Genomic DNA, 15314 nt, shown 5'->3' with positions numbered 1-15314 from the left:
GATGGCTACTGGAAAGATTATCCAGGTAATCGGCGCCGTTGTGGACGTCGAGTTCCCTCAAGATGACGTACCAAAAGTGTACGACGCTCTTGAGGTTGTTAACGGTAAAGAAACACTGGTGCTGGAAGTTCAGCAACAGTTAGGCGGTGGTGTTGTCCGTTGTATCGCAATGGGTACATCAGATGGCCTGAGCCGTGGTTTAGAAGTTGTAAACTTAGAGCACCCAATTGAAGTACCAGTAGGTAAAGCAACTTTAGGACGTATCATGAACGTTCTGGGTCAGCCTATTGATATGAAAGGTGATATCGGCGAAGAAGAGCGCTGGTCAATTCACCGTGCTGCACCTAGCTACGAAGAGTTAGCTAACTCAACAGAACTGCTGGAAACCGGTATCAAAGTAATGGACTTAATCTGTCCATTCGCGAAAGGTGGTAAAGTTGGTCTGTTCGGTGGTGCGGGTGTTGGTAAAACAGTAAACATGATGGAACTGATCCGTAACATCGCGATTGAGCACTCAGGTTACTCAGTATTCGCTGGTGTTGGTGAGCGTACTCGTGAAGGGAACGACTTCTATCATGAAATGACTGACTCAAACGTTCTGGATAAAGTATCACTGGTTTATGGCCAGATGAATGAGCCACCAGGAAACCGTCTGCGCGTTGCGTTGACAGGTCTGACTATGGCTGAAAAATTCCGTGACGAAGGTCGTGACGTACTGCTGTTCGTTGACAACATCTATCGTTATACACTGGCAGGTACTGAGGTATCAGCACTGTTAGGTCGTATGCCTTCAGCGGTAGGTTATCAGCCAACGCTGGCGGAAGAGATGGGTGTTCTGCAAGAACGTATTACCTCAACTCAAACGGGTTCTATCACTTCCGTTCAAGCGGTTTACGTTCCAGCGGATGACTTGACTGACCCATCACCAGCAACCACCTTTGCTCACTTAGACGCAACGGTAGTTCTGAGCCGTCAAATCGCATCTCTGGGTATTTACCCTGCGGTTGACCCTCTGGATTCTACTAGCCGTCAGCTTGACCCACTGGTTGTTGGTCAAGAGCACTATGATGTTGCTCGTGGCGTTCAGTCTATTCTGCAACGTTACCAAGAACTGAAAGATATCATCGCAATTCTGGGTATGGATGAACTGTCTGAAGAAGACAAACTGGTTGTTGCTCGTGCTCGTAAGATCCAGCGCTTCCTGTCTCAACCATTCTTCGTTGCTGAAGTATTTACCGGTTCACCAGGTAAGTTCGTTTCTCTGAAAGACACTATCCGTGGCTTCAGTGGGATCCTGAACGGTGATTACGACCACCTGCCAGAACAAGCGTTCTATATGGTTGGTACCATTGAAGAAGCTGTGGAAAAAGCTAAAAAGCTTTAATCCAGCTGACAGGAGGTTGATATGGTAGCTGCAATGACATACCACCTGACTGTAGTAAGTGCTGAAAAACAAATGTTTGAAGGCATGGTACAGAAAATTCAGGTGACAGGTAGTGAAGGTGAGCTGGGGATTTACCCGCAGCATACCCCGCTGCTGACTGCCATAAAACCGGGCATGGTACGTATTACCAAACAGTTTGGTGAAGAAGAGCTAATTTACCTCTCCGGTGGTATTTTAGAAGTGCAACCAAATGGTGTTATCGTACTCGCTGATACAGCGATCCGTGGTAAAGATTTAGACGAAGCTCGTGCAGTGGAATCTAAACGCAAAGCGGAAGAACACGTCCGTAAAGCTCACGGCGATGTTGATTATGCTCAGGCATCAGCAGAACTTGCAAAAGCAATAGCGAAACTTCGAGTCATCGAGTTAACTAAAAAGCTAATGTAATGATAGCGGTATAGTAAAAAAAGCCAGTTGGTTAAGTCTAACTGGCTTTTTTATTTGAGCGAAATATGTAGTAATTTATAAAGGAAATAGGTTTACTTTCATCCCTAAGTTGGAGTTTCAGGAAAAATGACTGTGCAAAGAAAAAGTGTCGTGATTTTAGCTGCCGGTAAAGGCACACGGATGTATTCAGAGCTACCTAAAGTTTTGCATTTACTTGCAGGCAAACCCATGGTTCAGCATGTTATAGATACAGCAAAATCCATTGGTGCATCAGATATTCATCTGGTATACGGACATGGCGGTGATTTACTGAAAGAAAAACTGGGTGAGCAAAACCTCAACTGGGTATTGCAGGCCGAGCAGCTCGGCACTGGCCATGCGATGCAACAAGCAGCGCCAAGCTTCCAAGACGATGAAAATATTGTCATGTTATATGGCGATGTACCGTTGATAGCGAAAGATACCTTAGATCGCCTAATTGAAGTGAAGCCAGAAGGTGGTATTGGCTTGCTGACGGTTATTTTAGATAACCCAACAGGGTATGGCCGTATCATTCGTGAAAATAATGAAGTTGTAGGTATTATTGAGCAAAAAGATGCCAGCGAAGAGCAACGTAAAATCCAAGAGATTAACACTGGGATTATGGTTGCCAGTGGCAAAGATTTTAAACGTTGGTTGGCACAGCTGAACAACGATAACGCGCAAGGCGAATATTATATTACTGATATTATTGCATTGGCACATAAAGAAGGTAATAAAATTGCAACTGTTCACCCTAAACATTTAAGTGAAATGGAAGGGGTGAATAACCGCCTACAATTGGCTGCGTTAGAAAGGGTTTATCAGAAAGAACAAGCGGAAAAACTGTTATTAGCTGGTGTGATGTTAATTGACCCTGCACGTTTTGACTTGCGCGGAACGCTGACTCATGGGCGCGATATTATTATTGATACTAACGTGATTATTGAAGGTAATGTCACATTAGGGAATAACGTACACATTCAATCTGGCTGTATATTAAAAGATTGTGTAATCGGTGATAACTCGGTTATCAGCCCATATTCAGTGATAGAAAACTCTGAATTGTCAGCCGAATGTACGGTTGGCCCTTTTGCGCGTTTACGTCCAGGTGCTAAATTAGCGGCCAAAGCGCACGTAGGTAACTTTGTAGAAATGAAAAATGCCTCTTTAGGTTTAGGCTCTAAAGCAGGTCATTTAAGTTACCTCGGTGATGCTCAAATTGGTGATAACGTGAATATTGGCGCAGGTACTATTACCTGTAATTATGATGGTGCCAATAAACACAAAACCATTATTGGCGACGATGTATTTGTCGGGTCAGATACTCAGTTAGTTGCACCAGTTTCTGTTGCCAAAGGTGCAACAATAGGGGCTGGTACTACGGTAACACGTGATGTGAATGAAGACGAACTTGTCGTTAGCCGTGTAAAGCAAATGCATATTAAAAACTGGCAGCGTCCAGTTAAGAAAAAATAAGTAAATTTTGAGGAGAGATAGCGATATCTCTCCTATGATAAAAAAGCTAATTAATAGCAAATAATAAAATAGCTACCTAAGGTAGCAATATAAAAATATCCCCATTTTCTACAAGGCTGGGGAACAGTGAAAACTGTACAACAATTAGGTTGCGACAAATGAAGGTTTCTCAAGAAAGAAACCTTTTGTCTAGGGATCCAAAAAATATGTGTGGAATTGTAGGTGCTGTTGCACAACGTGATATCGCAGAAATTCTGTTAGAAGGTCTTCGTCGTCTTGAGTATCGTGGTTATGACTCTGCCGGTATGGCAGTTGTTGATCACGAAGGGCATTTGCAACGCTTACGTGAAGTCGGCAAAGTGCAAATGTTAGCTGAAGAAGCGGAGAAAAACCCGGTATCGGGTGGAACGGGGATTGCACATACCCGTTGGGCAACTCATGGTATTCCAAGTGAACGTAATGCTCATCCGCATACTTCTGGTTACATTGCGGTTGTTCATAACGGCATTATTGAAAACTATTTAGAGCTCAAAGATGAGCTGAAAAAACTCGGTTATATCTTTAGTTCAGAAACTGATACCGAAGTGATTGCTCACCTTGTTCACCATGAACAACAAAAAGGTGGCACGCTGGTGGAAGTGGTTCAACGTGTTATCCCACAATTGCGTGGTGCTTACGGTACCGTGATCATGGATAGCCGTATTCCTGAATTATTAGTTGCTGCACGTTCTGGTAGCCCGTTGGTTATTGGTTTAGGTGTAGGTGAAAATTTCTTAGCATCAGACCAATTAGCATTGTTGCCTGTGACTCGTCGCTTTATTTACCTCGAAGAAGGGGATGTTGCCGAAGTCACTCGTCGTACTGTTCATATTTTTGATAAAAATGGTGAAGCGGTCGATCGCGAACAAATTGAATCAAACGTTCAATATGATGCAGGCGATAAAGGCGTCTATCGCCATTACATGCAAAAAGAAATTTACGAACAACCATTGGCAATTAAAAACACCCTTGAAGGGCGTTTTGACAAAGACAATGGTATCGATTTAAGCGAGTTAGGCCCTCGTGCGAGTGAAATTTTATCTCAAGTTGAACATATTCAAATCGTCGCATGCGGGACATCCTACAATGCGGGAATGGTTGCACGTTATTGGTTTGAATCTTTGGCTGGTATTCCTTGTGATGTGGAAATTGCTTCTGAGTATCGCTACCGCAACCCTGCTCACCGTAAAAACAGCCTGATGATTACGTTGTCTCAATCAGGTGAAACCGCAGATACACTGGCAGCCCTGCGTTTATCAAAAGAATTAGGTTATCTGACTTCTTTAGCAGTGTGTAACGTGGCGGGCTCTTCTCTAGTACGTGAATCTGAATTTGCTTTAATGACCAAAGCAGGGGCAGAAATTGGTGTCGCATCGACTAAAGCGTTTACCACACAGTTAACGGTTTTACTGATGCTAGTTGCGTATATGGGTCGTTTGAAGGGGGCAAAACCTGAGTTAGAAGAAAGCATTTCCCATGCATTACATGCGCTTCCAGCTCGTATTGAAAGCATGTTATCGCAAGATAAAGTCATCGAAGCACTGGCTGAAGATTTCTCAGATAAACACCACGCATTGTTCTTAGGTCGTGGTGATCAATTCCCTATTGCAGTTGAAGGGGCTCTGAAATTAAAAGAGATTTCTTACATTCACGCAGAAGCGTATGCCGCGGGTGAGTTAAAGCACGGCCCATTAGCGCTAATTGATGCTGATATGCCTGTTATCATCGTTGCACCTAACAATGAACTGTTAGAAAAACTCAAATCGAACATTGAGGAAGTCCGTGCGCGTGGTGGTTTGCTGTATGTATTTGCTGACCAAGATGCAGGCTTTGAAGCGAGTGAAAACATGAAAATTGTTTCGTTGCCTCATGTTGAAGAGTTAATTGCGCCTATTTTCTACACTGTACCACTGCAATTGTTGTCTTATCACGTTGCATTGATTAAAGGCACAGACGTTGACCAGCCTCGTAACTTGGCGAAATCGGTGACAGTTGAGTAATGACATACTGATTTAATATTGATGATGTGGGCGGACAATAAAGTCTTAAACTGAACAAAATAGATCTAAACTATGACAATAAAGTCTTAAACTAGACAGAATAGTTGTAAACTGAAATCAGTCCAGTTATGCTGTGAAAAAGCATACTGGACTTTTGTTATGGCTAAAGCAAACTCTTCATTTTCTGAAGTGCAAATTGCCCGTCGTATTAAAGAGGGGCGTGGCCAAGGGCATGGTAAAGACTATATTCCATGGCTAACAGTACAAGAAGTTCCTTCTTCAGGTCGTTCCCACCGTATTTATTCTCATAAGACGGGACGAGTCCATCATTTGCTATCTGACTTAGAGCTTGCTGTTTTTCTCAGTCTTGAGTGGGAGAGCAGCGTGCTAGATATACGCGAGCAGTTCCCCTTATTACCTAGTGATACCAGGCAGATTGCAATAGATAGTGGTATTAAGCATCCTGTTATTCGTGGTGTAGATCAGGTTATGTCTACTGATTTTTTAGTGGACTGCAAAGATGGTCCTTTTGAGCAGTTTGCTATTCAAGTCAAACCTGCAGCAGCCTTACAAGACGAGCGTACCTTAGAAAAACTAGAACTAGAGCGTCGCTATTGGCAGCAAAAGCAAATTCCTTGGTTCATTTTTACTGATAAAGAAATAAATCCCGTAGTAAAAGAAAATATTGAATGGCTTTATTCAGTGAAAACAGAAGAAGTTTCTGCGGAGCTTTTAGCACAACTATCCCCATTGGCCCATATCCTGCAAGAAAAAGGAGATGAAAACATTATCAATGTCTGTAAGCAGGTTGATATTGCTTATGATTTGGAGTTAGGCAAAACATTGAGTTAGATACGAGCCTTAACCGCAAATGGTTTTATTAAGTTCAATATTTATAAGTCTTTCAGGGCAAATAAGTGTGCAGATCTCTGTATTAGCCAAGTAGTGAATATGGAGGAGTTGCGCTATGTGGCAAATTAATGAGGTTGTGCTATTTGATAATGATCCGTATCGCATTTTGGCTATAGAGGATGGCCAAGTTGTCTGGATGCAAATAAGCGCTGATAAAGGAGTTCCACAAGCTAGGGCTGAGTTGTTGCTAATGCAGTATTTAGATGAAGGCCGCTTAGTTAGAACTGATGACCCTTATGTACATCTTGATTTAGAAGAGCCGTCTGTAGATTCTGTCAGCTTCCAGAAGCGCGAGGAGGATTATCGAAAAATTCTTCCTATTATTAATAGTAAGGATCGTTTCGACCCTAAAGTCAGAAGCGAACTCGTTGAGCATGTGGTCCAAGAACATAAGGTTACTAAGGCTACAGTTTATAAGTTGTTACGCCGTTACTGGCAGCGTGGTCAAACGCCTAATGCATTAATTCCTGACTACAAAAACAGCGGTGCACCAGGGGAAAGACGTTCAGCGACAGGAACAGCAAAGATTGGCCGAGCCAGAGAATATGGTAAGGGTGAAGGAACCAAGGTAACGCCCGAGATTGAACGCCTTTTTAGGTTGACCATAGAAAAGCACCTGTTAAATCAAAAAGGTACAAAGACCACCGTTGCCTATAGACGATTTGTGGACTTGTTTGCTCAGTATTTTCCTCGCATTCCCCAAGAGGATTACCCAACACTACGTCAGTTTCGTTATTTTTATGATCGAGAATACCCTAAAGCTCAGCGCTTAAAGTCTAGAGTTAAAGCAGGGGTATATAAAAAAGACGTACGACCCTTAAGTAGTACAGCCACTTCTCAGGCGTTAGGCCCTGGGAGTCGTTATGAGATTGATGCCACGATTGCTGATATTTATTTAGTGGATCATCATGATCGCCAAAAAATCATAGGAAGACCAACGCTTTACATTGTGATTGATGTGTTTAGTCGGATGATCACGGGCTTTTATATCGGCTTTGAAAATCCGTCTTATGTGGTGGCGATGCAGGCTTTTGTAAATGCTTGCTCTGACAAAACGGCCATTTGTGCCCAGCATGATATTGAGATTAGTAGCTCAGACTGGCCGTGTGTAGGTTTGCCAGATGTGTTGCTAGCGGACCGTGGCGAATTAATGAGTCATCAGGTCGAAGCCTTAGTTTCTAGTTTTAATGTGCGAGTGGAAAGTGCTCCACCTAGACGTGGCGATGCTAAAGGCATAGTGGAAAGCACTTTTAGAACACTACAAGCCGAGTTTAAGTCCTTTGCACCTGGCATTGTAGAGGGCAGTCGGATCAAAAGCCATGGTGAAACAGACTATAGGTTAGATGCATCTCTGTCGGTATTTGAGTTCACACAAATTATTTTGCGTACGATCTTATTCAGAAATAACCATCTGGTGATGGATAAATACGATCGAGATGCTGATTTTCCTACAGATTTACCGTCTATTCCTGTCCAGCTATGGCAATGGGGTATGCAGCATCGTACAGGTAGTTTAAGGGCTGTGGAGCAAGAGCAGTTGCGAGTAGCGTTACTGCCTCGCCGAAAGGTCTCTATTTCTTCATTTGGCGTTAATTTGTGGGGTTTGTATTACTCGGGGTCAGAGATTCTGCGTGAGGGTTGGTTGCAGCGGAGCACTGATATAGCTAGACCTCAACATTTAGAAGCGGCTTATGACCCAGTGCTGGTTGATACGATTTATTTGTTTCCGCAAGTTGGCAGCCGTGTATTTTGGCGCTGTAATCTGACGGAACGTAGTCGGCAGTTTAAAGGTCTCTCATTTTGGGAGGTTTGGGATATACAAGCACAAGAAAAACACAATAAAGCCAATGCGAAGCAGGATGAGTTAACTAAACGCAGGGAGCTTGAGGCGTTTATTCAGCAAACCATTCAGAAAGCGAATAAGTTAACGCCCAGTACTACTGAGCCCAAATCAACACGCATTAAGCAGATTAAAACTAATAAAAAAGAAGCCGTGACCTCGGAGCGTAAAAAACGTGCGGAGCATTTGAAGCCAAGCTCTTCAGGTGATGAGGCTAAAGTTATTCCTTTCAACGCAGTGGAAGCGGATGATCAAGAAGATTACAGCCTACCCACATACGTGCCTGAATTATTTCAGGATCCACCAGAAAAGGATGAGTCATGAGTGCTACCCGGATTCAAGCAGTTTATCGTGATACGGGGGTAGAGGCTTATCGTGATAATCCTTTTATCGAGGCCTTACCACCATTACAAGAGTCAGTGAATAGTGCTGCATCACTGAAATCCTCTTTACAGCTTACTTCCTCTGACTTGCAAAAGTCCCGTGTTATCAGAGCTCATACCATTTGTCGTATTCCAGATGACTATTTTCAGCCATTAGGTACGCATTTGCTACTAAGTGAGCGTATTTCGGTCATGATTCGAGGTGGCTACGTAGGCAGAAATCCTAAAACAGGAGATTTACAAAAGCATTTACAAAATGGTTATGAGCGTGTTCAAACGGGAGAGTTGGAGACATTTCGCTTTGAGGAGGCACGATCTACGGCACAAAGCTTATTGTTAATTGGTTGTTCTGGTAGTGGGAAGACGACCTCTCTTCATCGTATTCTAGCCACGTATCCTCAGGTGATTTACCATCGTGAACTCAATGTAGAGCAGGTGGTGTATTTGAAAATAGACTGCTCGCATAATGGTTCGCTAAAAGAAATCTGCTTGAATTTTTTCAGAGCGTTGGATCGAGCCTTGGGCTCGAACTATGAGCGTCGTTATGGCTTAAAACGTCATGGTATAGAAACCATGTTGGCTTTGATGTCGCAAATAGCCAATGCACATGCTTTAGGGTTGTTGGTTATTGATGAAATTCAGCATTTAAGCCGCTCTCGTTCGGGTGGATCTCAAGAGATGCTGAACTTTTTTGTGACGATGGTGAATATTATTGGCGTACCAGTGATGTTGATTGGTACCCCTAAAGCACGAGAGATTTTTGAGGCTGATTTGCGGTCTGCACGTAGAGGGGCAGGGTTTGGAGCTATATTCTGGGATCCTATACAACAAACGCAACGTGGAAAGCCCAATCAAGAGTGGATCGCTTTTACGGATAATCTTTGGCAATTACAGCTTTTACAACGCAAAGATGCGCTGTTATCGGATGAGGTCCGTGATGTGTGGTATGAGCTAAGCCAAGGAGTGATGGACATTGTAGTAAAACTTTTTGTACTCGCTCAGCTCCGTGCGCTAGCTTTAGGCAATGAGCGTATTACCGCTGGTTTATTGCGGCAAGTGTATCAAGATGAGTTAAAGCCTGTGCACCCCATGCTAGAGGCATTACGCTCGGGTATCCCAGAACGCATTGCTCGTTATTCTGATCTAGTCGTTCCCGAGATTGATAAACGGTTAATCCAACTTCAGCTAGATATCGCAGCGATACAAGAACAAACACCAGAAGAAAAAGCCCTTCAAGAGTTAGATACCGAAGATCAGCGTCATTTATATCTGATGCTGAAAGAGGATTACGATTCAAGCCTGTTAATTCCCACTATTAAAAAAGCGTTTAGCCAGAATCCAACGATGACAAGACAAAAGTTACTGCCTCTTGTTTTGCAGTGGTTGATGGAAGGCGAAACGGTAGTGTCAGAACTAGAAAAGCCCTCCAAGAGTAAAAAGGTTTCGGCTATAAAGGTAGTCAAGCCCAGCGACTGGGATAGCTTGCCTGATACGGATTTACGTTATATCTATTCACAACGCCAACCTGAAAAAACCATGCATGAACGGTTAAAAGGGAAAGGGGTAATAGTGGATATGGCGAGCTTATTTAAACAAGCAGGTTAGCCATGAGAAACTTTCCTGTTCCGTACTCGAATGAGCTGATTTATAGCACTATTGCACGGGCAGGCGTTTATCAAGGGATTGTTAGTCCTAAGCAGCTGTTGGATGAGGTGTATGGCAACCGCAAGGTGGTCGCTACCTTAGGTCTGCCCTCGCATTTAGGTGTGATAGCAAGACATCTACATCAAACAGGACGTTACGCTGTTCAGCAGCTTATTTATGAGCATACCTTATTCCCTTTATATGCTCCGTTTGTAGGCAAGGAGCGCCGAGACGAAGCTATTCGGTTAATGGAGTACCAAGCGCAAGGTGCGGTGCATTTAATGCTAGGAGTCGCTGCTTCTAGAGTTAAGAGCGATAACCGCTTTAGATACTGCCCTGATTGCGTTGCTCTTCAGCTAAATAGGTATGGGGAAGCCTTTTGGCAACGAGATTGGTATTTGCCCGCTTTGCCATATTGTCCAAAACACGGTGCTTTAGTCTTCTTTGATAGAGCTGTAGATGATCACCGACATCAATTTTGGGCTTTGGGTCATACTGAGCTGCTTTCAGACTACCCCAAAGACTCCCTATCTCAATTAACAGCACTAGCTGCTTATATAGCCCCTCTGTTAGATGCTCCACGAGCGCAAGAGCTTTCCCCAAGCCTTGAGCAGTGGACGCTGTTTTATCAGCGCTTAGCGCAGGATCTAGGGCTAACCAAAAGCAAGCACATTCGTCATGACTTGGTGGCGGAGAGAGTGAGGCAGACTTTTAGTGATGAGGCACTAGAGAAACTGGATTTAAAGTTGGCAGAGAACAAGGACACGTGTTGGCTGAAAAGTATATTCCGTAAGCATAGAAAAGCCTTTAGTTATTTACAGCATAGTATTGTGTGGCAAGCCTTATTGCCAAAACTAACGGTTATAGAAGCGCTACAGCAGGCAAGTGCTCTTACTGAGCACTCTATAACGACAAGACCTGTTAGCCAGTCTGTGCAACCTAACTCTGAAGATTTATCTGTTAAGCATAAAGACTGGCAGCAACTAGTGCATAAATACCAAGGAATTAAGGCGGCAAGACAGTCTTTAGAGGGTGGGGTGCTATACGCTTGGCTTTACCGACATGACAGGGATTGGCTAGTTCACTGGAATCAACAGCATCAACAAGAGCGTCTGGCACCCGCCCCTAGAGTTGATTGGAACCAAAGAGATCGAATTGCTGTACGACAACTATTAAGAATCATAAAGCGTCTAGATAGTAGCCTTGATCACCCAAGAGCGACATCGAGCTGGCTGTTAAAGCAAACTCCTAACGGAACCTCTCTTGCAAAAAATCTACAGAAACTGCCTTTGGTAGCGCTTTGCTTAAAGCGTTACTCAGAGAGTGTGGAAGATTATCAAATTAGACGGATTAGCCAAGCTTTTATTAAGCTTAAACAGGAAGATGTTGAGCTTAGGCGCTGGCGATTATTAAGAAGTGCAACGTTATCTAAAGAGCGGATAACTGAGGAAGCACAAAGATTCTTGGAAATGGTTTATGGGGAAGAGTGAGTGGTTAGGCTAGCTACATTTAATGACAATGTGCAGGTTGTACATATTGGTCATTTATTCCGTAACTCGGGTCATAAGGAGTGGCGTATTTTTGTTTGGTTTAATCCAATGCAAGAACGGAAATGGACTCGATTTACTCATTTGCCTTTATTAAGTCGAGCTAAGGTGGTTAACAGTACAACAAAGCAAATAAATAAGGCGGATCGTGTGATTGAGTTTGAAGCATCGGATCTTCAACGAGCCAAAATAATCGATTTTCCTAATCTCTCGTCCTTTGCTTCCGTACGCAACAAGGATGGAGCGCAGAGTTCATTTATTTACGAAGCTGAAACACCATATAGCAAGACTCGTTATCACATCCCACAGTTAGAGCTAGCTCGGTCATTATTTTTAATTAACTCCTATTTCTGTCGAAGCTGTTTGAGCAGTACCGCTTTACAGCAAGAGTTCGACGTTCAGTATGAGGTTGAGCGAGATCATTTAGAGATAAGGATCTTACCCAGTTCATCGTTTCCTAAAGGGGCGTTAGAGCAGTCGGCCGTAGTGCAGCTTTTGGTTTGGTTGTTTTCGGATCAAGATGTTATGGATTCGTATGAAAGTATTTTTAGGCACTATCAACAAAATAGAGAAATTAAGAACGGCGTTGAAAGCTGGTGCTTTAGCTTTGACCCTCCGCCCATGCAGGGTTGGAAATTACATGTAAAAGGACGTTCTTCTAACGAGGATAAGGATTATTTAGTTGAGGAAATAGTAGGTTTAGAAATCAACGCTATGCTTCCTAGCACAACAGCTATTAGCCATGCCTCTTTTCAGGAAAAGGAGGCAGGTGATGGTAGTACGCAGCACATAGCGGTTTCAACAGAGTCAGTTGTTGATGATGAGCATCTACAGTTGGACGATGAGGAAACAGCCAATATAGACACAGACACACGAGTCATAGAGGCTGAGCCGACATGGATAAGTTTTAGTAGACCTAGTCGAATTGAAAAATCTCGCAGGGCAAGAAAAAGTAGCCAAACTATTTTAGAAAAAGAAGAAGCAACAACAAGTGAAAATAGTAATTTGGTTAGTACTGATGAGCCACACTTAGGTGGTGTCCTAGCAGCGGCAGATGTGGGTGGGAAGCAGGATGCAACCAATTACAACTCTATTTTTGCTAATCGATTTGCTGCTTTTGATGAGCTACTTTCAATTCTAAAAACTAAATTTGCATGTCGGGTGCTTTTTGAAGAAACCTTGGTTTTGCCAAAAGTTGGGCGTAGCCGATTACATCTGTGTAAAGATGGCTCACCAAGAGTGATTAAAGCCGTTGGGGTGCAACGTAATGGCAGTGAATTTGTATTGCTAGAGGTGGATGCATCGGATGGGGTGAAAATGCTTTCTACCAAAGTGTTGAGTGGCGTTGATAGCGAAACATGGCGGAATGATTTTGAAAAGATACGGCGTGGAGTGGTGAAGAGCTCATTGAATTGGCCAAATAGTTTGTTTGATCAATTATATGGACAAGACGGGCATAGAGGGGTGAATCATCCAAAGGGGTTGGGGGAGCTGCAAGTATCGAGAGAGGATATGGAAGGGTGGGCTGAGAGAGTGGTTAGAGAGCAATTTACGCATTAAAGGAATGACTGAAAGAGCCTGTAAACCCTTTTGTGTAAGTGCTTTTGCCGGTCAGTTAAAGGTGGCCATTTAAACGGTCACCAAATTCGATCATAAAACGGTTCATGGCCGGCTTCCAGTTGCGGATCGGCATCGTCCATTTCTTGGTCGCCGCCTGGATAGCCAGGTACACCACCTTCATCGCTGATTCGTCCGTAGGGAACACCTTGAGTTCATATTAATGGAATTTTCTACAAATAGCCTCCGTGGTTTTGAGGGGGGATTACAGACGATCCATAGTAGTAATCCAATGAGTTCTTGAGCGCGGCGACATGTTTGGACGCCTTGGCAAAAATTAGAGCCTGCTTGAAGTGCAGGCGAGCACGTGCTTGGACGATTGATCCATTCGCGGTCAAAAACTCAATCTTGGATGACAGCGTGTCAGGAAATCCAATATCGAAGTCCCGCCCCGTGTCAAAGTAGGGCATTTCATGATCAAAGGACGAAGCTTCCCAGGCCACTTCCCTAATATTCCAGCCGCTAGAAACAAGATTTCGTACGACTTCATCAACTTTTTTGCTTTCCAACTTGTCACAAAGTGCATAGGCAAGAGCTTTGGCGGCAGACACGTGCGTTTCCTCTTAAACATAGGTCGAACGGATACCCGAGGCAAAGCGGAGCATTAGTCCCAAAGCATCTCCGGTAGATCCGGAGGCTCCATACTGAAGGCATGGCATCTTGGGCATTGATATTTGAAACTTCTCTCTAGATAGCAGGGATTTCTTGGCCTTGCCTCATGCTGATAGCTTGTAAATATCACACGATCCTTAGCCCCACAAAGTGAGCATACTCCGTAGCTTTCATTTATAGAAATCGTCGTTAGATTGTCGCAGCATGTGCACGTTCCGACTATTTGCTCAGGAAGCATCGCCATACCTTGGCCTAGGTAAAGAAGATCAGACTCGTAGCCACATCGGTGGCAACTGAGCTTGTACGCAATGCCCATCTGGTTGTCTCACCTGAATCGTAACGTCAGAGCTATTCATCCATCCATTCGGCATCAATGTATGCCACTAAGCCGACCAGCTGACCGTTTGGACTGAAGTATGTTGCCTGCACCCCACTTGACATCTCATCAATACCACCGCACTGCGCTAGGCGCCGGTCCCACTTGCCCACAGAAGCGTCAGGATCGGCTGAGTTCCCCAAGACCCTTGTGAGCCATGCCTCCTTTAACTCAACCTCTCGAATGATTGCGTCGGCCAGCTCCTCCGCGTTATCTAGTTCGACATAGTCTGGAATTCGGACGTACGTTCTGAACACAGCTGGATACTTACTTGGGCGATTGTCATACATGACATCAACAATGTACCCGTTTGTGTAACCGTCTCTTGGAGGTTCGTATGACACTAGTGGTTCCCCTCAGCTTGCGACTAGATGTTGAGGCCTAACATTTTATTAGAGAGCAGGCTAGTTGCTTAGATACATGATCTTCAGGCCGTTATCTGTCAGGGCAAGCGAAAATTGGCCATTTATGACGACCAATGCCCCGCAGAAGCTCCCATCTTTGCCGCCATAGACGCCGCGCCCCCCTTTTGGGGTGTAGAACATCCTTTTGCCAGATGTGGAAAAGAAGTTCGTTGTCCCATTGTTGGCAATGACGTAGTAGCCGGCGAAAGTGCGAGACCCATTTGCGCTATATATAAGCCTACGATTTCCGTTGCGACTATTGTCGTAATTGGATGAACTATTATCGTAGTTGCTCTCAGAGTTGTCGTAATTTGATGGACTATTGTCGTAATTGCTTATGGAGTTGTCGTAGTTGCTTGGAGAAATGTCGTAGTTGGATGGGGAGTAGTCATAGGGAAGACGAGCTTCATCCACTAAAACAATTGGCAGGTCAGCAAGTGCCTGCCCCGATGCCATCGCAAGTACGAGGCTTAGAACCACCTTCAACAGATCGCGCATAGTCTTCCCCAGCTCTCTAACGCTTGAGTTAAGCCGCGCCGCGAAGCGGCGTCGGCTTGAACGAATTGTTAGACATTATTTGCCGACTACCTTGGTGATCTCGCCTTTCACGTA

The 15314-nt window shown here is 44.1% G+C and carries 12 protein-coding genes and 1 pseudogene; 9 read left to right on the top strand and 4 right to left on the bottom strand.

Annotated elements, in window-relative coordinates; translation table 11 throughout:
- Position 1 precedes the first annotated feature (1 nt).
- From atpD to G6Q48_RS20000, 9 genes are all read left to right on the top strand, one after another.
- The gene (atpD, locus tag G6Q48_RS20040; protein ID WP_102140420.1) at positions 2-1384 is read left to right on the top strand and encodes a F0F1 ATP synthase subunit beta; all 1383 of its coding nucleotides are present in this window, start codon (positions 2-4) and stop codon (positions 1382-1384) included.
- A 21-nt stretch (positions 1385-1405) separates the two neighbouring features.
- A complete protein-coding gene (locus tag G6Q48_RS20035) occupies positions 1406-1831 on the top strand; it encodes a F0F1 ATP synthase subunit epsilon (RefSeq protein ID WP_004906291.1) in 426 nt (141 codons plus the stop codon).
- A gap of 126 nt (positions 1832-1957) precedes the next feature.
- A complete protein-coding gene (gene glmU, locus G6Q48_RS20030) occupies positions 1958-3328 on the top strand; it encodes a bifunctional UDP-N-acetylglucosamine diphosphorylase/glucosamine-1-phosphate N-acetyltransferase GlmU (protein ID WP_166268161.1) in 1371 nt (456 codons plus the stop codon).
- A 206-nt stretch (positions 3329-3534) separates the two neighbouring features.
- Positions 3535-5367, top strand: coding sequence for a glutamine--fructose-6-phosphate transaminase (isomerizing) (gene glmS / locus G6Q48_RS20025; protein WP_166268159.1), 1833 nt, complete (start codon positions 3535-3537; stop codon positions 5365-5367).
- 159 nt (positions 5368-5526) lie between these two features.
- Positions 5527-6219 (top strand): TnsA endonuclease N-terminal domain-containing protein, encoded by a 693-nt coding sequence (locus tag G6Q48_RS20020; protein WP_442959095.1) that lies wholly within the window; start codon positions 5527-5529, stop codon positions 6217-6219.
- 115 nt (positions 6220-6334) lie between these two features.
- Positions 6335-8443 (top strand): DDE-type integrase/transposase/recombinase, encoded by a 2109-nt coding sequence (locus G6Q48_RS20015; protein WP_000267723.1) that lies wholly within the window; start codon positions 6335-6337, stop codon positions 8441-8443.
- Entirely contained in the window at positions 8440-10107 is a 1668-nt protein-coding gene (locus tag G6Q48_RS20010) for an AAA family ATPase (RefSeq protein WP_001276994.1), read from the top strand. Before G6Q48_RS20015 ends, G6Q48_RS20010 begins: the two co-directional genes overlap by 4 nt.
- 2 nt (positions 10108-10109) lie before the next feature.
- Entirely contained in the window at positions 10110-11636 is a 1527-nt protein-coding gene (locus tag G6Q48_RS20005) for a TnsD family Tn7-like transposition protein (protein ID WP_001243518.1), read from the top strand.
- Positions 11637-13253 (top strand): Tn7-like element transposition protein TnsE, encoded by a 1617-nt coding sequence (locus G6Q48_RS20000; RefSeq protein ID WP_000251879.1) that lies wholly within the window; start codon positions 11637-11639, stop codon positions 13251-13253.
- 55 nt (positions 13254-13308) lie between these two features.
- On the opposite strand, the pseudogene G6Q48_RS19995 reads toward G6Q48_RS20000, so the two are convergent.
- The 4 genes and pseudogenes from G6Q48_RS19995 to G6Q48_RS19980 form a co-directional block, all read right to left on the bottom strand.
- A pseudogene (locus G6Q48_RS19995) lies at positions 13309-13461 on the bottom strand (IS256 family transposase); the annotation flags it as partial.
- A 22-nt stretch (positions 13462-13483) separates the two neighbouring features.
- Entirely contained in the window at positions 13484-13861 is a 378-nt protein-coding gene (locus tag G6Q48_RS19990; protein WP_001271300.1) for a hypothetical protein, read from the bottom strand.
- A 409-nt stretch (positions 13862-14270) separates the two neighbouring features.
- Positions 14271-14411 carry a hypothetical protein gene (locus tag G6Q48_RS23220; protein ID WP_425326962.1) on the bottom strand — a complete coding sequence of 47 codons (141 nt, stop codon included), beginning with the start codon at positions 14409-14411 and terminating at the stop codon, positions 14271-14273.
- Between the two features lie 291 nt (positions 14412-14702).
- Positions 14703-15200 (bottom strand): hypothetical protein, encoded by a 498-nt coding sequence (locus G6Q48_RS19980; RefSeq protein WP_001444089.1) that lies wholly within the window; start codon positions 15198-15200, stop codon positions 14703-14705.
- Positions 15201-15314 lie beyond the last annotated feature (114 nt).

It is taken from the genome of Providencia sp. M-27 (genome assembly GCF_011077905.1).
Lineage (GTDB): Bacteria > Pseudomonadota > Gammaproteobacteria > Enterobacterales > Enterobacteriaceae > Providencia > Providencia huaxiensis.
The sequence above is the reverse complement of the archived record's forward strand: the minus strand, read 5'-3'. Positions and strand labels throughout refer to the sequence as shown.